Origin of the sequence: Streptomyces sp. NBC_01092, from assembly GCF_045039535.1 — a bacterium.
GTDB lineage: Bacteria > Actinomycetota > Actinomycetes > Streptomycetales > Streptomycetaceae > Streptomyces.
The window spans coordinates 3,410,683-3,437,092 of the sequence record NZ_CP108659.1; the positions used below are offsets into that span (position 1 = coordinate 3,410,683).

Sequence of the window (26,410 nt, forward strand, 5' to 3'; positions counted from 1 at the left end):
TCCCGCCACCCGGGCTACTCGCCCCGGGTGAAGGTGCGCCGGTACTCGCTCGGTGTGGTGCCGAGGATGCGCTGGAAGTGCAGGCGCAGGTTCGTGCCGGTGCCGAGCCCGACGTCTGCGGCGATCTGTTCGACGCTGCGCTGCGAGCGTTCGAGGAGTTCGCGGGCCAGGTCGATGCGGGCGCGCATCACCCACTGCATCGGCGTGTAGCCGGTCTCCTCGACGAAGCGCCGGGAGAACGTGCGCGGCGAGACCCCTGCCTGCCGCGCCAGTGTGTCGAGGGTGAGGGGCTCGCCGAGCCGGTGCAGCGCCCACTCCCGGGTGGCGGCGAACCGCTCGCCGAGCGGCTCGGGGACGCTGCGCGGCACGTACTGGGCCTGGCCGCCGCTGCGGTAGGGGGCGGCGACCAGACGCCGGGCCGCGTGGTTGGACGCGGCCACTCCGAGGTCGCCGCGCAGGATGTGCAGGCACAGGTCGATGCCGGAGGCGGCGCCGGCCGAGGTGAGGACACTGCCCTCGTCGACGAACAGCACGTTCTCGTCGACCTGGACGAGCGGATGCCTCGCCACGAGTGCCCGCGTGTAGTGCCAGTGCGTCGTGGCGCGCCTGCCGTCGAGCAGGCCCGTGGCGGCGAGCGCGAAGGCGCCCGTCGAGATGGCGGCGAGCCGCGCGCCCCGGTCGTGGGCGGCGATCAGTGCCTCGACGACGACCTGCGGCGGGTCGTCGCGGTCCGGGTGCCGGTAGCCGGGGACGAAGACGATGTCGGCCCACGCGAGCGCGTCGAGGCCGTGGGCGACGTAGTACGCGAGTCCGTCGCCGCCGGCCACGAGACCGGGTGCCGCCCCACACACCCGCACCTCGTACGGCATGCTCGCGCGGGTCGTGAAGACCTGCGCGGGGATGCCGACATCGAGCGGCTTCGCACCCTCCAGCACGAGGACGGCGACGCGATGCAGGCGGGGTGCGGGCACAGGAAGAGATTACGTGGGGCGTGACTTCGAGCCGCCCAGCCACGACGCCGGCCCCTGTGGGCGCGCAGCGGCCAACGAAGCGCTCAGTCACACCCGTTCGCATGAACCGCCCAAAGGCGCTCGCCACCCAAAATCGAACAGGCGTAGCATTGCGGCGTGGCTACGCCCTATGACTTTCCGAGTGACCTTCTCGCCGGTCAGGAGGAGCTGCATCAGGTCCGGGCCGAGCTGTCGGCCCTGCTGAAGCGGCTTCCCTGGTCGGTCGTGCCCCTGGACGGATTCAGCGACGACAACGGCTGGCGCAAGGTCGAGCGCCCCGCCTCCCCCGGTTGGACGGAGGACGACCAGGCCAAGGTGGAAAAGCTCCGTCGGCGCGAGCACGAACTCGCGGTGTTCGTCAGCGGCCACCGCTTCTGGTCGGCGACGACCGGGGCCGACCGGGTGGACGCCCGCACGAGGCTGAAGCACGCCCACGGGGCGCCCGAGGGGCCCTGAAACCCGAGGGGCCCCTGAACTACGACCGCCCCCTCCCGGCCGTATTCATTCGTGCCCCCGGACACCCATCCACCACTATGGATGGAAATGCCCGATTCACCTGGAGGCCTTGCATGCCCCGCGACGACTTCCCCGCTCCGGATTCCGGGCTCGTCCTCACGCACTTCCTGACGGTGGCCGACGTAGCCCGATCTCGCGCCTTCTACACCGACGTTCTCGGCGGTGAAGTGGTGCTGGAGGAGAACCCCTGCACCATCAAGCTCGGCAACGGATGGATCATCATGAACCCGGGCGGCGGCCCCACTCCGGACAAGCCGGACGTCACCCTGCGCCCGCCCACCGACCCGACCACGGTCAGCAGCTTCCTCAACCTCCGCGTCGCCGACATCGAGGCATGTCACCGGGAGTGGAGCGCGAAGGGCGCCGAATTCCTCACGCCACCCATCGACCGCAAGGCCGAGGTGCGGTGCTACTTGCGCGACCCGGACGGCTATCTCATCGAAGTCGGCCAGGCCACCGGCATGCGGCACGGCGTATACGCCGACCCGCCCGCCGGTACACGCTAGACAGTGATCAAGCCCGCGATGCGAGTGACGAGAACGGCCCCCCGGAGATCACTCCGAGGGGCCGAAAAACCCTAGCCGAGCTGGGGCTCCATACCTGTGGGCGCGGACGGTTTCGAACCGCCGACATCCTGCTTGTAAGGCAGGCGCTCTACCCCTGAGCTACGCACCCGAGAACGAGTCGACAGCCTACCTTGCCGGAGGCCGTGCCTCGCAAACCTGTTTCGGCGAAGGTCAGGGACGTCCTGGGGTTATCCCCACCATGGATCCGGGAGCGGCCCGGATCCCGGATGCGGCCCGGGGTCCGTACGGTCGAGGCATCGTCGCAGTCCTGGGCCGAAGAGGTCGGCCCGGGGAAGTCTCAGGGGGAGATCGTCATGGCCCGTACCGTTCCCGCACGCGCCGTCGCCGTTTCGGGGGTGGTCGTGGCGCTCGTCGCGGGTCTCGCCGCCTGTGGGGCCTCCGCCGCGGACGACAAGGAGCCCGAGCACCGCTCGTTCGCCCTGGAGGGCCGGACGCTGACCGTCGACTCGGACGACTCGGCGCTGGAGATCGTCGCCGCCGACTCGCACAAGGCCGGCACGGTGGAGGTCACCCGGTGGTTCCAGGGGTCCGTCGCGATCGGGTCGGATCCGAAGGTGACCTGGTCGATGGAGGACGACCGGCTGGTGCTGCGCGAGAAGTGCTCGGGCATGATCGCCGACTGCTCGGCCAAGCACCGGATCGAGGTGCCGCGCGGAGTCACCGTGAAGGTCGAGGACGGGGACGGCAGCGTGCGGGCGCGTGGGTTCAAGGACGCGCTGAGCGTGCACACGGGGGACGGGTCCGTCCATGTCACCGACTCCAGCGGTCCCCTGGACCTGCGCACGGGTGACGGATCCGTGCGGGTCGCGGACGTCACCTCGCGGCAGGTGAAGGCGCAGACCGGGGACGGCTCGGTGCGACTCGAACTGGGCACCGTGCCGGACCGGGTGGACACCCGCAGCGGCGACGGATCGGTGACGATCGAGCTGCCGCGGGCGACGTACCGCGTGACGACCGAGACGGGCGACGGATCGGTGGATGTGTCCGTGCCCCGGGACGACAAGAGCTCCCATGTGGTCTCCGCCCGCACCGGCGACGGAAAAGTCACGGTCCGAACCGCGAACTAACCGGCCCGTGTGTTCGTCCTAATCCGGTGGGAGAATGACACCGGGCAGGGTGAATGACAGCACGGGAGAGGGATGTGACGGCGACACCTCGACAGCCGGAATCGCCGTCAGAGCCACGTGGGCGGGGCCGCTTCGCGCGGGACGTCCCGAGGCCCGTGTCCCGGGTCCCCGGGCGCTCGCGCCGGGCCCTGCGTGACTCGCTCGCCGACACCCTCGCGCTGGTCGCCCTCCCCCTGGTCGTCGCCCTCACGCTGCCCGCCTCCTTTGCCGGCGGCGGCACCCGGCGCTGGTTCGGCGGGCGGTCGGAGAGCCAGCGGGCCGAGGCGCAGGCGGCGAAGGACGCCGCGGCGGCCGCGTTCTACGAGCTGGACACCGCCCAGCGGGATCTGCGGATCTCGATCGAGACGATCGCGGCCGTGGACGACTCCCCGGCCGCCCGGCGGGCGATCACCGACTTCGACGCGCTCGGCCGGCGGATCGACGAGGCCAGCCACCAGTACATCAACGCGGTGGACGCCCACGACCTCGACCGGGACGACCTGGAGGCCTCGACCGCGGTCCGCGCCCGTACGGAGCTGGCCAAGGCCAAGGACGATCTCGACAACGTCAAGCGCGAGCTGGACCGGTTCGCCGACGGGCTCGGGCCGCTGCTCGGCAAGGCCGAGACCCAGCTGGCCCGGCTCGTCCCGGCCGTGGAGCGCGCCCGGCAGGGCCTGCTCGCCGCTTCGAACGCGCTGGACGCGGTGCGGACATCGGGCCTGAAGGCCGACGACCTCGCGACGCGGCTCGCGGCCCTCGCCCCGGAGCTGACGAAGCTGAACCAGGGCGCCGGGCAGCATGGCGTCCCGCACACGCTGGAGCGCGCCGAGCGGGTCGCGCGGGAGGCGGAAGCGGTCCGGGTGGAAGCGGAGCGGCTGCCGGAGAAGGCGGCCGAGATCGACCACCGGCTCGTGTCGCTGCGGACCCGCGCACAGGCGCTCACCACCCGCGCCGAGCAGGTGGAGCCGGTGCTCAGCGAGCTGCGGCGGCGGTTCACCGCCGCCTGCTGGCAGGACCTCCAGGGCGTCCCGGACCTGGCCGGGGAGAATGTCCGGCAGGCGGAGCTGAAGCTGAAGGAGGCCCAGACCGCACGCGACGAGCAGCGCTGGCCGGACGCCACCGCGCTGCTGTCCACGGTCCGGGCGCTGCTGAACACCACGGACGAGTCGGTGTCGGCGGCCGGCGACCGGCTGCGCCGGCTGAACGCCGTGCAGAAGGACCCGCAGCAGGAGATCGACCGGACCCGCTTCGCGATCCGGGACGCCCAGCGGCTGGCCATGGCGGGCCGCAACACACCCGACCCGCGGCACGCGCGCCCGCTGGACGAGTCGGTCGCCCGGCTGGAGCGGGCGATCGGCACGCTGGAGGGCCGGCACCCGGACTACTGGCACTTCCTCACCGAGACGGAGGCCGTCCGGCAGTCCGTGGCCGGGGTGGTCTCCCAGATCCGCGAGGAGCGCGGCGCCGCACACTGAGCCCGCCCCGGCCGGCACCGGCGAAGGGGCGGGCCCGTACCGGGTCAGGTGCGGTAGGCGTAGAACGCCGCGTTCGAGTACGACGCGATGATGCTGGCCACCGAACGCCGGTAGGTGTTGGTGGAGTGGTACGTCAGATACGGCACGCCCTGCGGGCTGCGGTAGCTGACGACCATCGTGTGGTCCTTGGCCCCGTCCTTGTCGAAGTCCATCTGGAGCACGTCACCGACGTCCATCTGGTAGACGTTGGCGAGGCTGGTGGTCCGCTTGGAGTTCTGGGCGAACCAGGACCACTCGTTGACGCCGACGAACGAGTGCGACTGGATCTCGGCGTTGCCGAACCACCTGGTGTAGTCGTACACATAGCCCGGGACGTGCTTCCAGCCGCCCGCCTTCAGGGACTGGCTGACGAAGTTGGTGCAGTCGCCCCCGTCCCCGCGGCCGCCCAAGTCCGGGTAGTCCTTGTTGTAGTTGCTCCAGTGCTTCTCCGCGTAGGCGGCCATCGCCTTGTAGTTCAGGGCGGTGCCCGTGAGGGTCTTGGGCTTGGCCGGGGCGGGGTAGGTGGTCGCGGCGCGCGGGGCCGACGGCATGGTGTCGTCCACCGTGGGCGCCTTCACGGACCGCCCCGCGACCGTGTTCACCGCGATGCCCGGGTCGGTGTCGCGGACGGCGGTCAGCTGCCACTCGCCGCGCGGGCCGGCGGTGAAGGTGAGTTCGTGGTGGGCCTGGAACCCGGTGGTCCCCGGCTCGTCGCCGCGGACCTTGTCGTAGGTCAGGGTCGTGGTCTCGGTGACCTCGGCCTTGGCCGTACGGCCCGTCACGCGCGTGGCGTCCAGGGTGACGGCGGTGTCGGCCTTGCGGTACCGCTCGCCGAGCTGCGCGAGAAGGTCCTTGCGCCGGTCGAGCGTGGACCGGGCGGCGTCCTCGCCGCGGGCGACGCCGGCCGACAGCCGTACGTCGCCCAGGAAGCCGTCGGTCAGCGGCCGCGCGCTCCGCTCGACGTCGACCAGGGCCTGGGTACGGTCGGTGAAGACCGCGTCCGCCAGTCGCTGGAAGGCGGCCCGGGTCCCGGCGTCCACCGCCGGGTCGTCGACACTCGCGGCGCCGGCGCTCCAGGTCGGCAGCAGTGCCGCTCCGGCGGCGATCGAGGCGACGGCCGCCGCGACTATGGTGGCGCGGCGGCGCACACGGATCGGTGTTCTTGATCTCACGGGGATTCTCCTTGGCCCGGGGTGGTCGAACCCGGGCAGGAAATGTTTACACCTTCTCCCCAACTGTGAAGAACCCGGGGGTAGTTGACTACTTCACCACCGTCGACCAGTCCGGCGACTGCGCCGGGTCCAGGCCGCGCAGCCGTTGCAGGGTCTCGGGCTTCTGTACGTCCATCCAGTCGGCGAGCTCCTTGAAGGACACACACTTGACGTCCTTCTTCGTGCAGACCTTCTCGATGATCTCGTCGACGGCCTTCATGTAGATGCCGCCGTTCCACTCCTCGAAGTGGTTGCCGATGAACAGCGGGGCCCGGCTGCCGTAGTAGACCCGGTTGAAGCCGGCCATATAGGTGTCGAGGGTCTCCTGCTGCCACTCGGCGTGCCGGGCCGGGTCGCCGTCGGTCTCGCCGTCGGACTGGTTGTAGAGGAAGTTGAAGTCCATGGACAGGCCCTGGAAGTCGCCCTTCTCGTACGGGAGCATCTGGAGCGGGAAGTCCCAGATGCCGTTCTTCTTCGTGGGCCATATCTGGAAGTCGCCCGTGGAGCTGGCGTCGTAGCGCCACTTGTAGCTCTTGGCGGCCTTCAGCAGGTTCGCCTGGCCCTCCAGACAGGGCGCGCGGCCGCCGGTGACCTCCTTGCGGAAGTCGAACGGCAGCGGGTCGACGTCGGTGTAGCCGGTGTTGGTCTTCCAGCGCTCCACGAAGTCGTAGAACTGGTCGATCTCGCTCTTCCACTGCGCCACACTCCAGTCCTCGCCGCCCTTGGCGCCGCAGAAGTGGCCGTTGAAGTGGGTGCCGATCTCGTTGCCGTCCTGCCACGCCTTGCCGAGCTGCTCCAGCGTGGTGCGGATGTGCTCGTCGGTGGGGAAGCTGATCGCCGCCGAGCCCTTGGGGTGCTGGGGCGGCGAGTAGAGGTCCTTCTTGTCCTTGGGGAGCAGGTAGATGCCGGTGAGGAAGAAGGTCATGTGGGCGTCGTAGCGCTTCGCCATCTCCCGGTAGTGGGAGAAGAGTTCGTCGTCGCCCTGGAGCGCGCCGTCCCAGGAGAAGACCACGAACTGGGGCGGCTTCTCGCCGGGCTTGAGGGGTTCGGGCTTCAACTGGCCTTTCTGCGGGCCGGTGTAGGAGGTCGAACCGTCGCCGAGGACCTTGGTCCTGCCGTCCCACTCGGGTGCGCCGCTCGGCTCGGCGGAGGCCCGTCCGCCGTCGGGCCGGGAGGTGCCGGAGGACGCGGTCGGGGCGGTGCTGTCCATGCGGTTCAGGACCAGATAGCCGCCGACGAGGGACGCGACGACGAGCAGGGCCGCCAGGGTCAGCATTCCCGGAGGCGGGTTGCGGCGGGGTGCGCGGGGTCGGCGACGGCGGCCGGACGGAGACATCATGCGCGGCTCATTCTGCGAGGGGGGTGGGGGGTTGGGGGCCGGTCGCCGGGTCAGCGAAGACCCAGGGCGCCGGACCAGATGTCGTACGGGACGCTGCCGGCGGGGGTGCCGGCGATGCCCTTCAACGGCAGTGGTTCGAGGCTCTTGGTGAGATCGATGCGGTAGGCCACCACGGCCGTCGACACGGAGGCGGCCGTGCCGACGTACCAGGCCGCGGTGTCGTCCTGAGTGGTGCCGGCCTTCCCCGTCGCCCGCGCGGCGTTGGCGGCGATGGCCGGGTGGGCGAGGCTGAAGGCGGACCTGAGCGCGGCCTGGACCTGCTCGGCCACCCGCGCCGTCACCGCGCGGCCCGAGACGGGCTTCGTCAGCCTCACCTGGGAGCCGTTACGGCTGATCCGGGACACCGAGTACGGCTCGACATGGGTACCCGCGGCGGCGAACGTGGCGTACCCGCTCGCCATGCGGATCGCGCTGGGCGTGGCGCTGCCCAGGGACAGCGCCGGCACCTGGGGGCCGAAGCTGGAGGAGAGCAGCCCGGCGGCCTGCGCCGTCCGGCGCACCCTGTCCAGGCCGGTGTCCATGCCGAGCTGCATGAACGGCGTGTTCACGGACAGCGCGAGCGCGTCGTGCAGGCTGATCCGCCCGTAGTCCTTCCTGCCGTCGTTGTGCGCGGCGACCCGCTTGCCGCCGCGGTCCCAGTACGGCCCCTCCGGCGTCATCACCGGCACCCCGTCGTCGCCGTCGTACAGCGTCTGCGGGGTGACCTCGGTCGGGCCGCCGTCACGGGTCGTGTGGACGCCGCTCTGCAGTGCGGAGGCGTAGACGAAGGGCAGGAAGGCCGAACCGGCGGGCACGGTCGTCGCGTTGGACTCGTTGTAGCCCTGCGTACGGTGGTCCGGGCCGCCGTAGACGGCGAGGATCCGTCCGTCGGTGGCCACCGAGGCGGCGCCGTAGTGCGCGGCCCTCGCCGTGGCCGCGTCCTGCTTGCGCGCCTTGCCGCGGGCCTTGGTCACGGCGTCGGTGAGCGCGGTCTCCCGCTTCCGGTCGAAGGTCGTGTAGATCTGGTAGCCGCCGAGGTCGAACTGCTTGTCCGAGATGTGCGCGGCCTTCTTGGCGTACTGCGCGGCCAGCTCCACCAGGTAGTCGCTCTGCTTGCCGGTGTCGTAGCCCCTGGCCTGCTTCAACGGCTCCGGGAATTGGCGGTACTCGGCCCGCTCGGACGGCGACAGCCTGCCGATGTCGACCATGCGGTCGAGGATCCAGGACCAGCGCTCCACCGCCCGCGCGTGGTTGGCCTTGCTCAGCGCGGGGTCGTAGAGGGCCGCGCCCTTGAGGAGGGAGGCGAGGAAGGCGGCCTCGCTGACGTCGAGTTCGCCGACGTCCTTGCCGTAGTAGGCCTGGGCGGCGCGCTGCATGCCGTAGGTCCCGCGGCCGAACCAGCTGGTGTTGAGGTAGCCCTCCAGGATGTCGTCCTTGCTCATCCGGTTGTCGAGCTTGAGGGCGAGCATCGCCTCGGTGAACTTGCGGCCGGCCGAGCGGTCCTGACTGAGGTAGACGTTCTTGACGTACTGCTGGGTGATGGTGGAGCCGCCCTGGGTGTCGCCCTCGCCGAAGGTGCGCCACACGGCACGGGTGAGGCCGCTGACCGATATACCGGGGTCGCTGTAGAAGCTCGCGTTCTCGGCGGCGAGCACCGCCCAGCGGACGTCCTCCGGTATGTCCTTCAGGGGCATGTCCTGCCGGCGCACCCAGCCGGTGCGGGCCATGGGCGTCCCGTCGGACCAGAAATAGACGTTGTCCTGCTGGGTGGCGTACGAGTTGAGGTTCTTCGGGATGTCGGTGGCGGCGTAGGCCACGCCGAGGGCCGCGGCGCTCACGCCGAGGACGGTCAGCACGCCGCCGAGCCACTGCCGCCACGCGGGCACCCAGCGGCGCCAGCCGGTGCGGCCGGGGCGCGGGTACTGGGGCCGCAGACGGCGGACGTAGGGCGCGAGACGGGTTGCCCAGGGGCCCGCGGCGGCTTTGAGACGGGACAGGGCGACAGAGCGGGCGGCCCTGCGGCGGCGCCCGGGTGGTCTCCCGGGTGGTCTCCCGGGTGGTCTCCCGGGTGGGCGAAATGTGCCCTTTCCCGAAGGGACGTCTGCAGTGCGGGATAAACCCGCCTCGACCGTCCGCAATTGCACGGTCTCGTCCGGCGGGAGCGCGGGGACCTTTAACTGCATGGTCTCGTCCGGCTCCTGCCCAGCCCTGGTCACAGCTGCGCCCCTCCCCGCATTCGGTCGTGCCCGCGCGGAAGGGCATGGCCGCCGCGGTCAACGGCAGCGCGCCCCCTGCTTCCCCCGGCCTTGTGGCTCCTCGCGGCGATCGAAAAATATCAGTGCCCTTTTCAATTTCTCCACACAGGTACCGGACAGCGTGAATCGCAAAGGGCTGCAGAGGGGTGTGTATCCGGTCAGGCCGACTAACCTGTGACCATGCCTCGCTACGAATACCGCTGCCGCAGCTGCGGAGACACCTTCGAACTGAGCCGTCCGATGGCGGAGTCCTCCGCCCCTGCGAGCTGCCCGGCCGGCCATGAAGACACGGTGAAGCTTCTGTCCACGGTGGCGGTCGGCGGCACGGCAAACGCCCCCGCAGCGCCCAGGGCGGGCGGCGGGGGCGGTGGCTGTTGCGGCGGGGGCTGCTGCGGCTGACGCCTACTCGGGCGCCCTGGTCTCCTTCAGGAACTCGCGCAGGATCCGCTCCCCCGCCAGCACCCCGCGCTCCGGCAGCGCGCTGATCGCCGGAGCCGTCCAGTCGGCGTCGGCCAGCTCGCCGTGCCCCGGGCGCCAGCCCTTGTCGGCGGCCAGCAGCAGGTCGGCGTCGAGCAGGGAGTCACCGGCGGCCAGCGTGAGGTCGGCGCCGGTGCGGCGGGCCACCTCGTGCATGGCGGCGCTCTTGGTCAGCGGCTTCGGGACGGCGTAGATCTTGCGGCCCTGGAGCGAGACCGTCCAGCCCCGGTTCTCCGCCCACACCGCGAGCTCCTTCACCCACTCCTCGGGCAGCAGCTCGCGCTCGACGACGAGGTAGGCGAAGAGGTCCTCGGCGATGCGGTGCTTGCGCACCCACAACGGGTCCGCCGAGGCCATCAGGTGGTCCCGGATCTCCTCCAGCGGCGCGCACTCCTCCGCCAGCCGGGCCATGACCCGGGCGTTCCAGTCCGGGTCGGAGACACCGTCGACCAGCAGATGGCCGCCGTTGGCACAGATCGCGTACCTCGGCGCGGGGCCCGGCAGGTTGATGCGCTCGTACTGCTTGCGGGTCCGGGTCGTCGTCGGCACGAAGACCGCCGCGTCACCGAGGTCGGTCAGCAACTGGGCCGCCGTCTCGGTCATGTACGACAGCGGCCTGCTCTCGTGGACCTCCACGCACAGCAGCCTCGGTGCCCGCGCGTCCGGCATGGTCAGCGCGAGGGCCGCGGCGGAGTAGATCAGCGTACGGTCGAGGTCGCTCGCCACCAGCACCGGCATCAGACGTTCACCGCCTTGCCGTCGGCGCCCGTCGCGCCCCGCGTGTACTTGGGGTGGATCAACCCCACGCAGGTGTACGGCAGTTCGGCCACTTCCTCCACCGGTACTCCTCTTTGTTCGGCCAGCAGGCGTACATGGTCCAGGTCGGCGCCGGCTCCGGCCCGCGCCAGGATCTTCCAGGGCACCCGGCGCAGCAGCACCCGCGTGGTCTCGCCGACACCCGGCTTGACGAGGTTCACGTCGTGGATGCCGTACTCCTCGCTGATGCGCTCGACGCCCGCCCAGCCCTCCCAGGTCGGCTCGCGGTCGCCGGACAGCAGCTCCTTGACCGTCGCGTCGACGGCGTCGACGACCTCGGGGAAGCGCGCGGACACGGCGTCCAGGAAGGCCACGGAGACGTCGGCGCCGGCGAGTTCGCGGTAGAACTTCGCGCCGTGGAAGTCGTGCGGGCCGACCAGGTCGGCGCGCAGCACCGTACGCGAAATCAGGCCGGAGACCGTGGAGTTGAGGCAGGCGGACGGGATGAGGTAGTCCTCGCGGGTGCCGTACGTCCGCACGCACGAGCCCGGGTCGGCCAGGACGGCGATCTCGGGGTCGAAGCCGGTGATGCCGTCGGACACCTCGAACTCCCGTATCGCCGCGGCCAGTTCGCGGGTGATGGCACCCTTGCCGGTCCAGCCGTCGACGAAGACGACGTCGCGCGGGTCGTGGTGCTGGGCCAGCCAGCGCAGGGCGTTGGCGTCGATGCCGCGGCCGCGCACGATCGAGACGGCGTAGTGCGGGAGTTCGACCCCGTGCCGGAACTGCGCCCAGCGGCGCATGAGGACGCCGACGGGGGTGCCCGCGCGCGCCAGCGACACCAGCACCGGCCGGGGTGAGCGCTCGGCCAGCACGATCTCCGTCACCGCGCCGGCCGCCTGCGCCAGCCGCGCCGCCGACTCCTCCAGCGCGGTGTGGAACAGCTCCTGGTACTGCTCGCTGGGCTGGTACTCCATCGGCAGCGACTCCGCGTAGTGCGCGCCGCCGCTCTGGATGGCCTCCTCGCGCTCCTCGGTCGGCGCCTCCAGCGTCACGTCCGAGAGGTCCTGGAGCAGCCAGCCGACCTCGTCGGGGGCGTACGAGGAGAAGGCGGGGCCGCGGAGGGGCTCGGGCAGCATCGGGTGCCTTTCGGGAAGGGCCAGGGGCCCGGGGACGTACGACGGCACCACCGCCAGCAGGACCTGCGGGGCGTGGGCGGCGAGCCGCGCCAGCAGGCCGTCGGGCGCGTGCAGTTCGGGGGTGTCGGCGACCGAGTCGACGACGGCTATGACGGCGTCGAAGCCGGCGCCCGCGACGTTGTAGGCGTAGCGCTCGCCGGGGCCGTCGGCCGGGGTGTCGTGGGCCGGGAAGACCAGGCGAGTGCGTATCGCGTAGCCCGGGTCGTCGACCGCGAGGACGGGCGAGCGGGTGGTGGTGGAGTAGCGGACCTCGACGCCCTCGGCGACCTGCTCCAGCTCACGGGCGAGGCGGAGGGGGGTGTACATGAGCTCCTCGAAGCCGAGGACGAGCACGCGGTGCGCATCGGCGGGGAGCGCCTCTGCCAGGCGGGCTGCCATGGCGGGGAGGGCCGCTTCGAGGCGGGTGCGGTGCTGCGGGGTGAAGCCGTGCCGACCGCCGTCGGGGAGGCCGGGGGGCCAGTGCAGGTCTATTCGGGTGATGTTCGGGTGCGGGCCGGTGGGGGCTGGTCGCGCAGTTCCCCGCGCCCCTGGGGGGTTGGCGTCCTGGGCCGCTTCAGCGGCAACGCCGCTGCTTGGGGGCGCGGGGAACTGCGCGACCGGCCCCGACGGCGCCGCAGACGACAGACCACCGGCCCCGGCACTCTCCGCCTCGTACCGCGCCACCAACGCCTGCCCCTTCTCCAGCACCCCCTCCGGCAGCCGTACGGTCCCCGAGGCCGCCGCCACCAGGTCCACCCGCGCGCCGATCTCCCGCGCGAACTCCTCCAGCCGACCGGCGTCGGCCGCCGACCGCATGTCCACCAGCGCCACCACGACATACCGCCGCCGCGGATACCGCTCATGAAGGTCCCGAACGGTGTTCAGCACCGTGTTCCCCGTCGAGAACTCGTCATCGACCAACACCAGCGGCCCGTCACCGACCAGCAGCGCAGGATCCTCCGGCAGCAGCAGATGCGACGTGGCGTGCGAGTGCGACTCCTCGAAGCCGCCCGCCCGGGCGACCCCGGCGACCGGACGGCGGGTGGAGTGCAGATACGGGGCGAGCCCCACACCGTCGGCGACGGCGTGGCCGAGCCCCGTCGCCGTCTCCGCGTAACCGAGGACGACCGCCCTGGCGGCCTCCGCCGCGCCCAGAAGATCCCGCACCCGGCGGCCCAGGGCGAAGCCGGCGCCGTACACCACGGACGGTGACTGCGGTACGTGCTTGCCCAGCACGTTGGAGACCAGCAGATGCGCCCGCTTGGGGTTGCGCCGCAGGGCGAGCCCCAGCATCCCGGTGAGCTCGTCGTCGCCCACGAACTGGACCCCGAGCCGCTCGGCGACCCAGCTCCCGGACCAGACCCCGTCGTTCACTGCCTTGTTCATGCGTCCCTTGGATAGAAGCCGGTCGGCTCGTCGGAGCCGGTCGGCCAGGTTCAGGCCGGAATCCCGGCGGCGAGCAGCTCCACGAAGCCGATGTCCTCATTGGCCACACCGAACGCCTCGGCCCGCAGCATGGTCCGCTCGGCCCAGGCGCGATGAGGCTTCACCTCATTCATCTTGTTCGTGTACTGCGACCTGAGTACACCCCCGCCGCAGCGCTCGGGCTTCAGGATGTCCTGGGCGTCACTGAACTCCTCGTGACTGACCACGGACAGCGCGTGCACGGGCAGGACGTGGGAGGGGTGGATGCACGTCTTGCCGAGCAGGCCGTTGGCGTGGTCCATCGTGATCTCGCGCAGCAGGCCGTCCATGGAGTGCTCGATCAGGGCCTCGCGCAGCTCCTCGGCCTGGCCCTCCAGGAAGGGGCTGCGGCGCAGCTGGGGCTTGAACATACGTTCCTGCACCCGGAAGTACTCCCACACCGGCCCGGTCACCGTGAACCCGGTGCCGTCGGCCCGCCCCAGCATGTTCACCACGTCGGCGATCACGGAGGCGACGATCTGGACGTCGTACGCGGTCATGTCCGGGGCCCGCCGCAGCCCGTACGACGAGCAGAAGTCGGTGACGCCCAGGCGCAGCGCCAGCACCCGCTCCCGGTACTTGTCGACCGCACGGGAGACGCCCTCCAGGGTCTCCACGCGCGACTCCCGGTACATCAGCTCGGGCGACTCCAGCACCGGCATGGCGAAAAGTCGCCGCCCGCTCGCCGTCTCGGCGCTCGCGAGGGCCTCCAGGAAGGGCATGCCGTGTTCCTCGGTGAACTTCGGCAGCACGAATCCGGACAGCAGCCGGACGGCGGGGCCGAGCCGTCTTACGAGGTCGGGGATCTGCTCGGGTGTCCGGACCCGGATGAAGAGCAGCGGCAGATCGCCGGAACCCTCCCGTCCGGCGAGGTCGGCGAACTGCCGGACGAGGTTCTCCTCGCCCTCCGCGACGTCCTCGTCACCGATCGAGTCCTCCAGGCACAGCACCATCGAGACCACGCCGCGTCCGGTCTGTTTGACGATGTCGTCGGCGAGCCGCGGCCGCGTGGCCGGACTGTAGAGCGTGGCGCCCAGGGCCACGGAGAGCAGCCTGGCCGGAGAGTCGGCGGTGAACTCGCACGGCTCCTGGTGGAACAGGCGCTGCCGCACCTCCGGGGCGATGTGCCCGAAATGACGCATAGAACTCCCCCGTGATGTCTTCAGTGGTCCCTGTGACCCGTTCACAGGTGGCCGGTAATAGTACGTAGATACCCATGTCAGGGGTTCCCGACAGGCATGAATTTCTGGTAACGCGGACAAACACGACCCCGCACGGTCTGTGTACCCCGCGTTGTCGTGACCAGGACGGAGAAGGCAGGATGACCGCATGACGCACGCGATGTTGAAGGGGTCGAACGTCCCGCTCGAAGTCACGACGGTGCGCGCCGTGCTGCGCTGGACGCCCGGGCAGGGGGTCCCGGATATCGACGCCTCGGCTCTGCTCCTCGGCCCCGACGGACGTGTGCGCTCCGACGAGGACTTCGTCTTCTACAACCAGCCCCGGCACCCCTCCGGGAAGGTCTGGCGGCTCGGCAAGAAGCGACTCGCCGAGGGCCTCACCGACACGATCCAGACAGATCTCGCCGGTGTCGAGTCGAGCGTCGGTCAGATTCTGGTGGTCGCATCGGCGGACGGCGTCACCTTCGACCGCGTACGGGACCTGCGCATCCTGCTGTACGACGCGACGGCCACCGAGGGTGATCCGCTGGCGTACTTCGACATCAAGCCGGAGACGGGCCAGGAGACGGCCCTGATCTGCGGCGAGCTGTACCGCCGCGGCGAGGGCTGGAAGTTCCGCGCCCTCGGCGAGGGCTACTCGGACGGCCTCAAGGGTCTGGCCACGGACTTCGGCATCTCGGTGGACGAGTCGGAGACCATGGACGACCACGCTCAGACGCCCGAGGTCTCCCAGCCGCTGCCCCCCGAAGAGCCGACGACCACGGTCCCGCCCCAGCCGTCCTACGGCTACCCCCAGCAGCCCCAGCAGCCCCCGCCGACCCAGCCGGCGTACGGCTACCCTCAGCCGACCAGCCAGCCGGCCATGGCCCAGTCGGGCTACGGCTACCCGCCCCCGGTGACGGCCGTGGCAGCCCCTGACTTCCGCCTGCCGCCCCAGGGACCCCAATTCATCGGACGATGACCGGAGCGCCCCGTCAGGGGCGCGGGGCTGTGTCGATCTGCGCAGTTACTTCTCCGCCTTGGTCTTGTAACCCCGCCCCCACTGCAACCCCCACCCGAACAACCGGTCCAGCTCGGCCTGGAAGCCGTACACGAACTTCACCTCGCGCCGGACCCAGACCTCCCCCTTCACGTTCTCGATCATCACCACCGCACACGACCGAGCCTGCGGATGCCGCTCGTCGAGGCCTATCTCGATCCGAGGCCCGTTGCTCGGATACAGCGTGACGATCGCATGCGTACGGTCGAACGCCGGCGTCTGGTCGTAGATGTACACGAAGACCAGCAACCGCTTGATGTTCTCCCGGTGATCAAGGTTGACGTAGATCGTCTCCCCCGACGCCGACCCGAACCGGTCGTCCCCGCTGAGCTTCACGTACGGCGGACCGTTGGCGTCCCCGAGGAACCCGCCCAGCGGCTGCACGACGCCCTTCGTCCCGTCGGCGAGCTCGTACAGCGCCCCGAGGTCGAGGTCGACGTTGACCATGCTCTGGCTGTGTCCGACCACCTCCGGCGGCTTGAGCGCCTTGAACGGATGCCGCAGCAGACTCTCCCGCTGCGACCCCCCGATGTCGGACGTCCGCATCCGCCACGTCAGGTTGATCCGCAGATGCCCCGTGGCAGCGCCCTGCTTGGTGAGAGAAACCCGGTCGTGCCGCTTCGTCAGCTGGATCGAGTTCGACGACGCGCTGCCCGAGTCGAACTCGGCCGCCCGGCCACGCCAGAGTCCGTCCAGGAACCCCATTCCGCCCCCACGTTCACTTGAAAACCGCCTGGAAACACCGGCGGGGCGGCCGGAGCCCGGCCGCCCCGCACAGAGCGTTCCTCACCCGCAGGTGTGTCACACCCCGGACGAGACCTCAGTCTTCTCGTCCGAGCCCTCGGCTTTTCCCTCCGCGGCCGCCAGCGCGCGGTTTCGGCGGACCGAGGACCAGAAGGACCAGGCGATCAGGGCGACACCGATGAGGCCGGTGACGACCTCGGGGATCTCGTACTGGATGGTGACCAGCAGGAGCATGGCGAGCGCGCCGATCGCGTAGTGCGCGCCGTGCTCCAGGTAGACGTAGTCGTCGAGGGTGCCCTGGCGCACCAGGTACACGGTCAGCGACCGGACGTACATCGCGCCGATACCGAGACCCAGCGCCATCAGGACGATGTCGTTGGTGACGGCGAAGGCGCCGATCACGCCGTCGAAGGAGAAGGACGCGTCCAGGACCTCAAGGTAGAGGAACATGAAGAAGGCGGCCTTGCCGGCCAGGGCGACCGCCGTGCGGGGCTTGCCGGTGCGCTCCGCCTCTTCATCCGCCTCGTGCTCGCGTTCCTCCTCCTCTTCGAGCTTGTCCTCGAAGAAGCCGGAGAGACCGCCCACGATCATGTACGTGATCAGGCCGCCGATACCGGAGAGCAGGACCGTCTCCGCCTTGTCGACGTGCGCGCCGCCGTGCTGGTGGGCGTTGGCCGCGAAGGTCAGTGCCGAGATCAGCAGGACGATGAGCGCGATGCAGACCGACAGCATGTCGACCTTGCCGAGCTTGGCGAGCGGGCGCTCCAGCCAGCCCAGCCACTTGATGTCCCGGTCCTCGAAGATGAAGTCCAGGAAGATCATCAGCAGGAACATGCCACCGAACGCGGCGATCGCCGGGTGGGCGTCAGTGACGAGCTGCTGGTACTGGTCCTTGTCGCTGAGCGCGAGGTCGACCGCCTCGATCGGGCCCAGCGAGGCACTGATGGCGACGATGACGACGGGGAAGACCAGTCGCATACCGAACACGGCGATCAGGATGCCGACGGTGAGGAAGATCTTCTGCCAGAAGGCATTCATCTTCTTCAGGATCCCGGCGTTGACCACCGCGTTGTCGAACGACAGCGAGATCTCGAGGACGGAGAGGATCGCCACGATGCCGAGAGCTTCCCACCCCCCGAAGAGGACCGCTGCAACCAGGCCGAGCGCGGTGACCGCGAACGACCAGCCGAAGGTTTTCAGAACCACTGGCTACCCAATCCTTGTGTACGGGGCTCCCGCGCGCCGCACTCGGCTTTACGAAACTTTGAACCGAAGTCTAGTCGGCTCCCCGTCGCGCCCCACGGGGCCCCGGCTTTTGCTCATATCGCGTTATGAGACGTTGACTCCGAAGTCGAGCGCGATGCCGCGCAGACCCGACGCGTAGCCCTGCCCGACCGCCCGGAACTTCCACTCACCCTGGTAGCGGTAGACCTCGCCGAAGATCATGGCGGTCTCGGTGGAGGCGTCCTCGCTGAGGTCGTAGCGGGCGAGTTCCTGGCCGTCTGCCTGGTTCACGACGCGGATGAAGGCGTTGCTGACCTGGCCGAAGGTCTGGCCGCGCTCGTCGGCCATGTGGATGGAGACCGGGAAGACGATCTTGTCGCAGTGGGCCGGCACCTTGGACAGGTTGATCAGCAGCGACTCGTCGTCGCCGTCGCCCTCGCCGGTGAGGTTGTCGCCGGTGTGCTCCACCGAGCCGTCCGGGCTCTTGAGCTGGTTGTAGAAGACGAACCACTCATCGCCCAGTACCCGACCGCCGCTGCACACCAGGGCGCTCGCGTCGAGGTCGAAGGGGGCTCCGGTGGTGGAGCGCGCGTCCCAGCCGAGCCCGACCATCACCTGCGTGAGGTTCGGTGCGGCCTTGGACAGGGAGACGTTTCCTCCCTTGGCGAGCGTGACGCCCATGATGCTGGTCCTCCCCGCGTGATGCTTCTTTGGTTGTCCTGCACTCCCCCAGTAGGGGCACCCCCCAGGCGCCGTACCCGAACGGTACGGCGCCCGACTCCGCCAGCGGTGTCCTGGACGGTCACGTCCGGGATGCTGAACTCAGACGTTCACGCCGAAGTCCTGCGCGATGCCGCGCAGGCCCGAGGCGTAGCCCTGGCCGATGGCGCGGAACTTCCACTCCGCACCGTGCCGGTACAGCTCGCCGAAGACCATCGCGGTCTCGGTGGACGCGTCCTCGCTGAGGTCGTAGCGCGCGATCTCGGCGCCGCCGGCCTGGTTCACGACGCGGATGAACGCGTTGCGCACCTGGCCGAAGGACTGCTGGCGGTTCTCGGCGTCGTAGATCGACACCGGGAAGACGATCTTCTCGACGTCCGCCGGGACGCCGGCGAGGTTGATCTTGATCTGTTCGTCGTCGCCCTCGCCTTCACCGGTGAGGTTGTCGCCGGTGTGCTCGACCGAGCCGTCGGGGCTCTTCAGGTTGTTGAAGAACACGAAATTCGCGTCGCTGCCGACCTTGCCCTCCGCGTTCGTCAGCAGCGCGCTGGCGTCGAGGTCGAAGTCCGTGCCGGTCGTGGTGCGGATGTCCCACCCCAGACCGACGATGACCGCCGTGAGGCCGGGGGCCTCCTTGGTCAGTGATACGTTGCCGCCCTTGCTGAGGCTGACTCCCACGAGTCCTCCATTGGTGTCCAGGGGCGGGGAGCCCCGCCGTGCGTTTGATATCGGATCAACGAGTCGATCCTAGTGACGGGTTCCCGCGGCTTGCAGGCCTTGGTGCCCAAGAATCACAGGTGTCGGTAACCAGCGGGATCGCGGGCGCGATCAGAGGGTGTCGAGCGCCTTGACGTAGTCGCTCAGGTCGCGCGCGTCCGGCAGGGCGTTGACGACCGTCCAGCGGACGACGCCCTCCTTGTCGATGACGAAGGTGCCGCGCACCGCGCAGCCCTTGTCCTCGGCGAAGACACCGTAGGCCCGGCTGACCTCGCCGTGCGGCCAGAAGTCGCTGAGCAGCGGGTACTCCAGGCCCTCCTGCTCGCCGAAGACGCGCAGGGTGTGGATGGAGTCGTTGGAGACGGCGAGCACCTGGGTGTCGCGGTCGGAGAACTTCGGCAGGTTGTCGCGCACCTCGCACAGTTCGCCGGTGCACACGCCGGTGAAGGCGAAGGGGTAGAAGAGCAGAACGACGTTCTGGGAGCCGCGGAAGTCGGACAGCTTCACGGTGGCGCCGTGGTTGTCCTTGAGCTCGAAGTCGGGGGCCTTGTCGCCGACCTGGATCGCCATCGTCGTGAATGTCCCTTCGGTGGGGCTGTTCGGGTGGGACCCACCCTATGCAGCGGCCACCGGGGCCCGAGCAAGAGGCCGGGCCGGGCGTTTCGGCCCGACCCGGCACCGTCACCGGTTACTTCTTGGTCTTCGCGGCCTTGGGCGTCACCAGCCGGCTGCCACTCCAGTCCTTGCCGACGCTGACGCTCTTGGATGCCGACAGACCCGCCGTGGTCGCGGCTTCAGAGATGTCACTCGGCTCCACATAGCCGTCACGGCCGGTCTTGGGCGTGAGGAGCAGGATCGAGCCGCCTTCTTCGATGTACGTGGTGGCATCCACCAGCGCATCCGTCAGGTCGCCGTCCTCGTCGCGGAACCACAGCACTACGGCGTCTGCGACGTCGTCGTACTCCTCGTCCACCAGCTCGCTGCCGATGACTTCCTCAATGGCCTCGCGGAGCTCCTGGTCGACGTCGTCGTCGAAGCCGATCTCCTGGACCACCTGCTCGGGCAGGAACCCCAGCCTGACGGCAGGGCTAGTCCGCTCCTCCGCGTGGTCCGCGGTCGCGCTCACGGGTTGCCTCCTGATCATGTCTTGGGAATAACTCAGCCACGCGCGTGCGCGAAGCATTGGCCGTAGTCCACACGGGCGGGGCGGATCGCGCAAGTACCCGGCCGTTCAGACCGCCGAAACGGTGACGATCTGGAACGTGTCACCGCAACTCCAGGCACACCCTCATGGTCTCAAGGTGACGCGCACCACACCAATCTGCCCCGTTTGTGCGTTTGGGAACCATGAGTGGACTCTCCACCGTTCACCAGGCGCCGGTTACTTCACAGTAGAGATGACGTTTGCCGCCCCGAGGTACACGATGGTGAGCGGTGCAGACCCTCAGAAACACGGCCCTCTGACAGGTAAGGAACAGCGTGGCTTCCGGATCCGATCGCAACCCGATCATCATTGGCGGCCTTCCGAGTCAGGTTCCTGACTTCGATCCCGAGGAAACCCAGGAGTGGCTCGACTCCCTCGACGCCGCCGTGGACGAGCGCGGCCGGGAGCGGGCCCGCTATCTGATGCTGCGGCTGATCGAGCGGGCCCGCGAGAAGCGCGTGGCCGTGCCCGAGATGCGCAGCACGGACTACGTCAACACGATCGCCACCAAGGACGAGCCGTTCTTCCCGGGAAACGAGGAGATCGAGCGCAAGATCCTCAACGCGACCCGGTGGAACGCCGCGGTGATGGTGTCCAGGGCCCAGCGCCCCGGCATCGGAGTCGGCGGTCACATCGCCACGTTCGCCTCCTCCGCCTCGCTCTACGACGTGGGCTTCAACCACTTCTTCCGCGGCAAGGACGAGGGCGACGGCGGCGACCAGGTCTTCTTCCAGGGCCACGCCTCCCCGGGCATCTACGCACGCGCGTTCCTGCTGGACCGGCTCAGCGAGCACAACCTCGACGCGTTCCGCCAGGAGAAGTCGAAGGCGCCGTACGGCCTGTCCTCCTACCCGCACCCGCGGCTGATGCCGGACTTCTGGGAGTTCCCGACCGTGTCGATGGGCCTCGGCCCGATCGGCGCGATCTACCAGGCGCGGATGAACCGCTACATGGAGGCGCGCGGCATCGCGGACACCTCCAAGTCGCACGTCTGGGCGTTCCTCGGTGACGGCGAGATGGACGAGCCGGAGTCGCTCGGCCAGCTGTCCATCGCCGCCCGTGAGGGCCTGGACAACCTGACGTTCGTGGTGAACTGCAACCTGCAGCGCCTCGACGGCCCGGTGCGGGGTAACGGCAAGGTCATCCAGGAGCTGGAGTCGATCTTCCGCGGCGCCGGCTGGAACGTCGTCAAGCTGATCTGGGACCGCAGCTGGGACCCGCTGCTCGCGCAGGACCGCGACGGCGTCCTGGTCAACCGGATGAACACCACGCCGGACGGCCAGTTCCAGACGTACGCCACCGAGACCGGCGCCTACATCCGCGACCACTTCTTCGGCGACGACCAGCGGCTGCGCGCGATGGTCGAGGGCATGACCGACGACCAGGTCCTGCACCTGGGCCGCGGCGGTCACGACCACAAGAAGGTCTTCGCGGCGTTCTCGGCGGCCAAGGCGCACAAGGGCCAGCCGACGGTGATCCTCGCCAAGACGATCAAGGGCTGGACGCTCGGCCCCAACTTCGAGGGCCGCAACGCCACGCACCAGATGAAGAAGCTGACGGTCGACGACCTCAAGCGCTTCCGCGACCGGCTGCACCTGCCGATCGCCGACAAGGACCTGGAGGGCGGGCTCCCGCCGTACTACCACCCGGGGCGCGACTCCGAGGAGATCCAGTACATGCACGACCGCCGCCAGGGGCTCGGCGGTTACGTCCCGACGCGTGTGGTGCGCTCCAAGCCGCTGGCGCTGCCGGACGACAAGACGTACGCGACCGTGAAGAAGGGCTCGGGCCACCAGTCCATCGCGACGACCATGGCCTTTGTGCGGCTCCTCAAGGACCTTATGCGGGACAAGGAGATCGGCCGGCGGTTCGTGCTGATCGCGCCGGACGAGTACCGCACGTTCGGCATGGACTCCTTCTTCCCGAGCGCGAAGATCTACAACCCGCTCGGCCAGCAGTACGAGTCGGTCGACCGCGAGCTGCTGCTCGCCTACAAGGAGTCGCCGCAGGGCCAGATGCTGCACGACGGCATCTCGGAGGCGGGCTGCACGGCCTCGCTGATCGCGGCGGGTTCGGCGTACGCCACGCATGGCGAGCCGCTGATCCCGGTCTACGTCTTCTACTCGATGTTCGGTTTCCAGCGCACCGGCGACCAGTTCTGGCAGATGTCGGACCAGCTGGCGCGCGGATTCGTACTGGGCGCCACCGCGGGCCGTACGACGCTGACCGGTGAGGGCCTTCAGCACGCGGACGGCCACTCGCAGCTGCTCGCCTCGACGAACCCGGGCTGTGTCGCCTACGACCCGGCGTACTCGTACGAGATCGCGCACATCGTGCAGGACGGTCTGCGCCGGATGTACGGCGGCGACGCGGAGCACCCGCACGGCGAGGACGTCTTCTACTACCTCACCGTCTACAACGAGCCGATCCAGCACCCGGCCGAGCCGGAGCACGTCGACGTCGAGGGCATCCTCAAGGGCGTCCACCGGATCGCCGAAGGCACCTCGGGGTCGATCCCGGCGCAGATCATGGCCTCGGGTGTCGCCGTCCCGTGGGCGGTCGAGGCGCAGAAGATCCTCGCCGACGAATGGAACGTCAAGGCCGACGTCTGGTCGGCGACGTCCTGGAACGAGCTGCGCCGCGAGGCCGTGGCGTGCGAGGAGCACAACCTTCTCCACCCGGAGGAGGAGCAGCGGGTGCCGTGGGTGACGCGGAAGCTGAGCGGTGCCGAGGGGCCGTTCGTGGCCGTCTCCGACTGGATGCGGTCGGTGCCGGACCAGATCGCGCGCTGGGTGCCGGGGACGTACCAGTCGCTGGGCGCCGACGGTTTCGGCTTCGCGGACACCCGTGGCGCGGCCCGGCGCTTCTTCCACATCGACGCGCAGTCGATCGTGGTCGCGGTGCTGACCGAGCTGGCCAAGGAGGGGAAGGTGGACCGGTCGGCGCTGAAGCAGGCGATCGACCGTTACCAGCTGCTCGATGTGTCGGCAGCGGATCCGGGAGCGGCGGGCGGCGACGCGTAGCGTCTGTCGGCCAACTTGACGGGGTGGTGAGCCCGAGGCGCCTGTGGGTGACCTGCGGGGCGCACCACCCCTTCACATTTCCTACGATGCGCCCATGAAGCAAGCGCCCGCCCAACTCCGTTGGGAACGGCATACCCAGCGCCCCCTGTTCGGTCTGGCCCTGGCGTTCGCCGTGGCCTATGCCGTCCCGATCGTCCGGCCCGAGGCGAGCCGTGCCGTGGTGGACGTGTGTCTCGCGGTGGAGTGGGTGGTGTGGGGGGCGTTCGCGCTGGACTACGTCGTCCGGCTGGCGCTCGCCGAGGACCGCCGGGAGTTCATGCGCACGCACTGGCTCGATCTGTGCGCGGTCGTGCTGCCGCTGGTGCAGCCGCTGCGGTTGCTGCGACTGGTGTCCACGCTGCTGCTCGTCGGGCAGCGGGCGCGGATGGCGTCGCAGGTGCGGCTGACGACGTATGTCGCCGGGGCGGTGGTCGGGCTGCTGATGTTCGGCTCGCTGGCGGTGCTGTCGGTGGAGCGGGACTCCCCGAACGGGAACATCAAGACGCTGGGTGACGCGGTGTGGTGGTCGTTCACGACCATGACGACCGTGGGGTACGGGGATCATGCGCCGACCACGGGGGTGGGGCGGATGCTCGCGGTGGGTCTGATGCTGTCCGGGATCGCCCTGCTGGGTGTGGTGACCGCGAATATCGCCGCGTGGTTCATATCTCGCTTCGAGATGGACGACGTGGAGGAGCGACGTCAGACGGAGGCGATACGGGTGCTGACGGAGGAGGTCCGAGCACTCCGAGCGGAGGTCGCGGCGCTTTCGGGGGACGGGGAAAGGGTCAGCGACAAACAGGTGAGCTAGTCGGGTTGCCCGGAGCCGTGGCTGGGGGCGGGGCGTCGCGCAGCCCGGCGCTGACGGGGTGCCGCCCTGTTTGGGTCGGGCGCCGCCCCAGGCGGCACGCATGCCCGCAGGCCGGGTGGGTGGGGCGGGGCGTCGCGCGAGTCCGCACGGCTGAGTGGGTGGGGCATCGTGCGAGTCCGCACGGCTGAGTGGGTGGGGCATCGCGCGAGTCCGCTTAGGGCTGGGCGGGCGAGCGTCCGCGCAGCTGGACGGGCGGGCGTCGCGAGTCCGGGTGGCTGGGCAGGTGGGCGAGGCGGCAGCCCGCCTCGCTGAACCGTGTGCGCAGGGCGTGGGGAGTTGGCGTGAGTATGCCGACCTCAGGGGCGCGGGGGAACTGCACGACCAGCCACCACGCACCCGTCGCACACATACCCCGGCGCCGGGCCGGCGGCGCGCTGACCCCCTCCGGCAGCGCGCCGCAGGCCCTGGCTTGACCCACTGTGACCTGCGGCGAATTGCCGACGGGAGGGGTCTTCGGCCTTGTCACCCTGATAGGGGAACTCGGCCGCCGACCCCTCCCGTAGGAGCAGGAACCCGGCGCGTCAGATGTGCGCCGCGCCCGCACCCGCCTCCGCGTTCTCGCCGCGCTTGGTGAGGAACGCGACCCCGACCGCCACGACCGCCACACCCGCGGCGACGAGGGACGCGAGGCTCATCCCGGAGATGAACGTGTCGTGCGCCACATCCGTGATCTTCGCGACGATGGCGTCCGGCGTACCCGGTGCCACCGGCGCCACACCGACCTGGACCGCCTCGGAGGCCTGCGCCTCCTGCGCCGCCGTGAGCGGCGGCAGCCCCGCGGACGTCCAGTTGCCGGCGAGGTCGCTGTCGACCTTGGAGGCCATGACGGCGCCCAGGACGGCCGTACCGAGGCTGCCGCCGATCTGCATCGCGGCCTGCTGGAGACCGCCCGCGACGCCGGAGAGTTCCATCGGGGCGTTGCCCACGATGACCTCCGTCGCGCCGACCATGACCGGCGCGAGGCCGAGGCCGAGGAGGGCGAACCAGACCGACATGATGCCGCTGCCGGTGTCCGTCTCCAGCGTGGACATGCCGTACATGGCGATCGCGGTGAGCGCCATGCCGCCGGCCAGCGGCACCCGCGGGCCGAGCTTCGTGATCATCGCGCCCGCGAGCGGGGAGCCGACGATCATCATGCCGGTGAGGGGCAGCAGGTGCAGGCCCGCGTCGATCGGGCTCATGCCGTGCACGTTCTGGAGGTAGAACGTCACGAAGAACAGGCCGCCCATGAACGCGATGGCCATCAGGACCATCAGGACGACACCCGCGGAGAGCGCGACGGAGCGGAAGAGGCCCAGCGGGATCAGGGGCTCCTTGACCCTCTTCTCCCAGAAGGCGAAGAGCACGAAGCCGATCACCGAGGCGGCTATGAACGCCCACGTCCTACCGGCGCCCCAGCCCCACTCGGGAGCCTTGATCAGCGCCCAGACCAGGCAGAACATCGCGCCCGACAGCAGGGCTATACCCAGGAGGTCGAAGGAACGCGGGGCGTTCTCGGCGCGGTGGTCGAGCAGGATCAGCACGCCGAGGACGACGGCGAGGATGCCGACCGGCACGTTGATGAAGAACACCGACTGCCAGTTGACGTGCTCGACGAGGACTCCGCCGAGGATCGGGCCACCCGCGGTCGAGGCGCCGATGACCATGCCCCAGATACCGATGGCCATGTTGAGCTTCTCGGCCGGGAAGGTCGCCCGCAGCAGGCCGAGCGCGGCCGGCATCAGCAGCGCGCCGAACAGGCCCTGCAGCACACGGAAAGTGACGACGGCGCCGATGCTGCTGGACAGGCCGATCGCACCGGAGGCGGCGGCGAAGCCGATCACGCCGATGAGGAAGGTCTGGCGGTGCCCGAACCGGTCGCCGAGCTTGCCGGCGGTGATGAGGGAGACCGCGAGAGCGAGGAAGTACCCGTTGGTGATCCACTGGACCTGGGCGAAGGTGGCGCCGAGGTCCTTCTGGATGGCCGGGTTGGCGATGGCCACGATGGTGCCGTCGAGGGCAACCATCATGACCCCGACCGCGACGGTGATGAGGGTGAGCCAAGGGTGGCCGCGCAGCCCCTTGGCCGGCGCCGCGTCCGACGGGACTACTGGCGCGTCGCCTCCCGACCCCGTTTTGTCGAGGGTGGTCTGACTAGTCATGTGTTCGAGGCTAATGACAGCCGCTGACAATTGACAAACCAATTCACAAGTCGGT

At 69.7% G+C, this 26,410-nt stretch carries 23 protein-coding genes and 1 tRNA gene; 8 read left to right on the forward strand and 16 right to left on the reverse strand.

Translation table 11 applies throughout. The features are described from left to right. Window positions 1-14 precede the first annotated feature (14 nt). Window positions 15-971, reverse strand: a complete 957-nt coding sequence (locus tag OG254_RS15275) for a GlxA family transcriptional regulator (RefSeq protein ID WP_405581884.1) — start codon at window positions 969-971, stop codon at window positions 15-17. Between the two features lie 156 nt (window positions 972-1,127). Here OG254_RS15275 and OG254_RS15280 point away from each other — a divergent pair, with 156 nt between their 5' ends. Beyond that, complete coding sequence (locus OG254_RS15280) at window positions 1,128-1,466, forward strand: hypothetical protein (protein ID WP_405581886.1); 339 nt, start codon at window positions 1,128-1,130, stop codon at window positions 1,464-1,466. Between the two features lie 113 nt (window positions 1,467-1,579). Beyond that, entirely contained in the window at window positions 1,580-2,032 is a 453-nt protein-coding gene (locus OG254_RS15285) for a VOC family protein (RefSeq protein WP_351187744.1), read from the forward strand. A gap of 97 nt (window positions 2,033-2,129) precedes the next feature. Here the strand turns inward: OG254_RS15285 and OG254_RS15290 are convergent. Next, a tRNA-Val gene (locus OG254_RS15290) sits at window positions 2,130-2,201 on the reverse strand. A 205-nt stretch (window positions 2,202-2,406) separates the two neighbouring features. On the opposite strand from OG254_RS15290, the gene OG254_RS15295 reads away from it, so the two are divergent. Beyond that, a complete protein-coding gene (locus OG254_RS15295; protein WP_405581889.1) occupies window positions 2,407-3,180 on the forward strand; it encodes a DUF4097 family beta strand repeat-containing protein in 774 nt (257 codons plus the stop codon). Window positions 3,181-3,254: 74 nt separating this feature from the next. After that, window positions 3,255-4,694: a hypothetical protein gene (locus OG254_RS15300; protein ID WP_405581892.1), complete on the forward strand. Its 1,440-nt coding sequence runs from the start codon at window positions 3,255-3,257 to the stop codon at window positions 4,692-4,694. A 44-nt stretch (window positions 4,695-4,738) separates the two neighbouring features. On the opposite strand, the gene OG254_RS15305 is transcribed toward OG254_RS15300, so the two are convergent. From OG254_RS15305 to OG254_RS15315, 3 genes are all read right to left on the reverse strand, one after another. Beyond that, on the reverse strand, window positions 4,739-5,905 hold the full coding sequence (locus OG254_RS15305; RefSeq protein ID WP_405581895.1) for an amidase domain-containing protein: 1,167 nt from the start codon (window positions 5,903-5,905) through the stop codon (window positions 4,739-4,741). Window positions 5,906-5,993: 88 nt separating this feature from the next. Continuing rightward, a complete protein-coding gene (locus OG254_RS15310) occupies window positions 5,994-7,283 on the reverse strand; it encodes a hypothetical protein (protein WP_405581898.1) in 1,290 nt (429 codons plus the stop codon). Window positions 7,284-7,333: 50 nt separating this feature from the next. Next, window positions 7,334-9,505, reverse strand: coding sequence for a transglycosylase domain-containing protein (locus tag OG254_RS15315; protein ID WP_405581900.1), 2,172 nt, complete (start codon window positions 9,503-9,505; stop codon window positions 7,334-7,336). A 252-nt stretch (window positions 9,506-9,757) separates the two neighbouring features. Between OG254_RS15315 and OG254_RS15320 the strand changes: the two genes are divergently transcribed. Then, complete coding sequence (locus OG254_RS15320; RefSeq protein WP_405581902.1) at window positions 9,758-9,976, forward strand: zinc ribbon domain-containing protein; 219 nt, start codon at window positions 9,758-9,760, stop codon at window positions 9,974-9,976. A 3-nt stretch (window positions 9,977-9,979) separates the two neighbouring features. Here the strand turns inward: OG254_RS15320 and OG254_RS15325 are convergent, their stop codons facing one another. Genes OG254_RS15325 through OG254_RS15335 form a run of 3 tightly spaced genes read right to left on the reverse strand, consistent with a single transcriptional unit; the run spans window position 9,980 to window position 14,594 of the window. Beyond that, a complete protein-coding gene (locus OG254_RS15325) occupies window positions 9,980-10,792 on the reverse strand; it encodes an HAD family hydrolase (RefSeq protein WP_351187766.1) in 813 nt (270 codons plus the stop codon). Further along, window positions 10,792-13,374 carry a phosphoribosyltransferase domain-containing protein gene (locus OG254_RS15330; protein ID WP_405581906.1) on the reverse strand — a complete coding sequence of 861 codons (2,583 nt, stop codon included), beginning with the start codon at window positions 13,372-13,374 and terminating at the stop codon, window positions 10,792-10,794. The genes OG254_RS15325 and OG254_RS15330 overlap by 1 nt, the downstream gene beginning before the upstream one ends. 50 nt (window positions 13,375-13,424) lie before the next feature. Then, a complete protein-coding gene (locus OG254_RS15335; RefSeq protein WP_405581909.1) occupies window positions 13,425-14,594 on the reverse strand; it encodes an HpcH/HpaI aldolase/citrate lyase family protein in 1,170 nt (389 codons plus the stop codon). Between the two features lie 187 nt (window positions 14,595-14,781). Here OG254_RS15335 and OG254_RS15340 point away from each other — a divergent pair, with 187 nt between their 5' ends. Then, the gene (locus tag OG254_RS15340) at window positions 14,782-15,594 is read left to right on the forward strand and encodes a TerD family protein (RefSeq protein ID WP_405581912.1); all 813 of its coding nucleotides are present in this window, start codon (window positions 14,782-14,784) and stop codon (window positions 15,592-15,594) included. Between the two features lie 45 nt (window positions 15,595-15,639). On the opposite strand, the gene OG254_RS15345 is transcribed toward OG254_RS15340, so the two are convergent. The 6 genes from OG254_RS15345 to OG254_RS15370 form a co-directional block, all read right to left on the reverse strand. Further along, the gene (locus tag OG254_RS15345) at window positions 15,640-16,377 is read right to left on the reverse strand and encodes a Tellurium resistance (RefSeq protein WP_405581914.1); all 738 of its coding nucleotides are present in this window, start codon (window positions 16,375-16,377) and stop codon (window positions 15,640-15,642) included. A gap of 96 nt (window positions 16,378-16,473) precedes the next feature. Then, window positions 16,474-17,622 (reverse strand): DUF475 domain-containing protein, encoded by a 1,149-nt coding sequence (locus tag OG254_RS15350; RefSeq protein ID WP_351187776.1) that lies wholly within the window; start codon window positions 17,620-17,622, stop codon window positions 16,474-16,476. Window positions 17,623-17,745: 123 nt separating this feature from the next. Then, window positions 17,746-18,321, reverse strand: coding sequence for a TerD family protein (locus OG254_RS15355; protein ID WP_147996227.1), 576 nt, complete (start codon window positions 18,319-18,321; stop codon window positions 17,746-17,748). Between the two features lie 141 nt (window positions 18,322-18,462). Then, the gene (locus tag OG254_RS15360) at window positions 18,463-19,038 is read right to left on the reverse strand and encodes a calcium homeostasis/redox stress adaptation protein (RefSeq protein WP_147996226.1); all 576 of its coding nucleotides are present in this window, start codon (window positions 19,036-19,038) and stop codon (window positions 18,463-18,465) included. A gap of 150 nt (window positions 19,039-19,188) precedes the next feature. Beyond that, window positions 19,189-19,647, reverse strand: a complete 459-nt coding sequence (locus OG254_RS15365; RefSeq protein WP_351187779.1) for a peroxiredoxin — start codon at window positions 19,645-19,647, stop codon at window positions 19,189-19,191. Between the two features lie 118 nt (window positions 19,648-19,765). Then, window positions 19,766-20,203, reverse strand: coding sequence for a DUF3052 domain-containing protein (locus tag OG254_RS15370; protein WP_405581918.1), 438 nt, complete (start codon window positions 20,201-20,203; stop codon window positions 19,766-19,768). A 353-nt stretch (window positions 20,204-20,556) separates the two neighbouring features. Between OG254_RS15370 and aceE the strand changes: the two genes are divergently transcribed. Together aceE and OG254_RS15380 are read left to right on the forward strand one after the other, a co-directional pair. Continuing rightward, window positions 20,557-23,304 (forward strand): pyruvate dehydrogenase (acetyl-transferring), homodimeric type, encoded by a 2,748-nt coding sequence (gene aceE / locus OG254_RS15375; protein WP_405581921.1) that lies wholly within the window; start codon window positions 20,557-20,559, stop codon window positions 23,302-23,304. A 94-nt stretch (window positions 23,305-23,398) separates the two neighbouring features. Beyond that, complete coding sequence (locus OG254_RS15380) at window positions 23,399-24,154, forward strand: potassium channel family protein (protein ID WP_405581924.1); 756 nt, start codon at window positions 23,399-23,401, stop codon at window positions 24,152-24,154. A 214-nt stretch (window positions 24,155-24,368) separates the two neighbouring features. On the opposite strand, the gene OG254_RS15385 is transcribed toward OG254_RS15380, so the two are convergent. Further along, entirely contained in the window at window positions 24,369-24,533 is a 165-nt protein-coding gene (locus OG254_RS15385; protein WP_405581927.1) for a hypothetical protein, read from the reverse strand. A gap of 202 nt (window positions 24,534-24,735) precedes the next feature. After that, a complete protein-coding gene (locus OG254_RS15390; protein ID WP_351187785.1) occupies window positions 24,736-26,355 on the reverse strand; it encodes an MFS transporter in 1,620 nt (539 codons plus the stop codon). Window positions 26,356-26,410: the final 55 nt, after the last annotated feature.

Bases quoted from the DNA above. Each gene is read 5' to 3' on its own strand.
- OG254_RS15335 (WP_405581909.1), bottom strand. From the start codon at position 14,594: ATGCGTCATTTCGGGCACATCGCCCCGGAGGTGCGGCAGCGCCTGTTC.
- OG254_RS15355 (WP_147996227.1), bottom strand. From the start codon at position 18,321: ATGGGCGTCACGCTCGCCAAGGGAGGAAACGTCTCCCTGTCCAAGGCC.
- OG254_RS15295 (WP_405581889.1), top strand. From the start codon at position 2,407: ATGGCCCGTACCGTTCCCGCACGCGCCGTCGCCGTTTCGGGGGTGGTC.
- OG254_RS15310 (WP_405581898.1), bottom strand. From the start codon at position 7,283: ATGATGTCTCCGTCCGGCCGCCGTCGCCGACCCCGCGCACCCCGCCGC.
- OG254_RS15330 (WP_405581906.1), bottom strand. From the start codon at position 13,374: ATGAACAAGGCAGTGAACGACGGGGTCTGGTCCGGGAGCTGGGTCGCC.
- OG254_RS15320 (WP_405581902.1), top strand. From the start codon at position 9,758: ATGCCTCGCTACGAATACCGCTGCCGCAGCTGCGGAGACACCTTCGAA.
- OG254_RS15285 (WP_351187744.1), top strand. From the start codon at position 1,580: ATGCCCCGCGACGACTTCCCCGCTCCGGATTCCGGGCTCGTCCTCACG.
- OG254_RS15390 (WP_351187785.1), bottom strand. From the start codon at position 26,355: ATGACTAGTCAGACCACCCTCGACAAAACGGGGTCGGGAGGCGACGCG.
- OG254_RS15315 (WP_405581900.1), bottom strand. From the start codon at position 9,505: ATGCAGTTAAAGGTCCCCGCGCTCCCGCCGGACGAGACCGTGCAATTG.
- OG254_RS15345 (WP_405581914.1), bottom strand. From the start codon at position 16,377: ATGGGGTTCCTGGACGGACTCTGGCGTGGCCGGGCGGCCGAGTTCGAC.
- OG254_RS15380 (WP_405581924.1), top strand. From the start codon at position 23,399: ATGAAGCAAGCGCCCGCCCAACTCCGTTGGGAACGGCATACCCAGCGC.
- OG254_RS15365 (WP_351187779.1), bottom strand. From the start codon at position 19,647: ATGGCGATCCAGGTCGGCGACAAGGCCCCCGACTTCGAGCTCAAGGAC.
- OG254_RS15340 (WP_405581912.1), top strand. From the start codon at position 14,782: ATGACGCACGCGATGTTGAAGGGGTCGAACGTCCCGCTCGAAGTCACG.
- OG254_RS15325 (WP_351187766.1), bottom strand. From the start codon at position 10,792: ATGCCGGTGCTGGTGGCGAGCGACCTCGACCGTACGCTGATCTACTCC.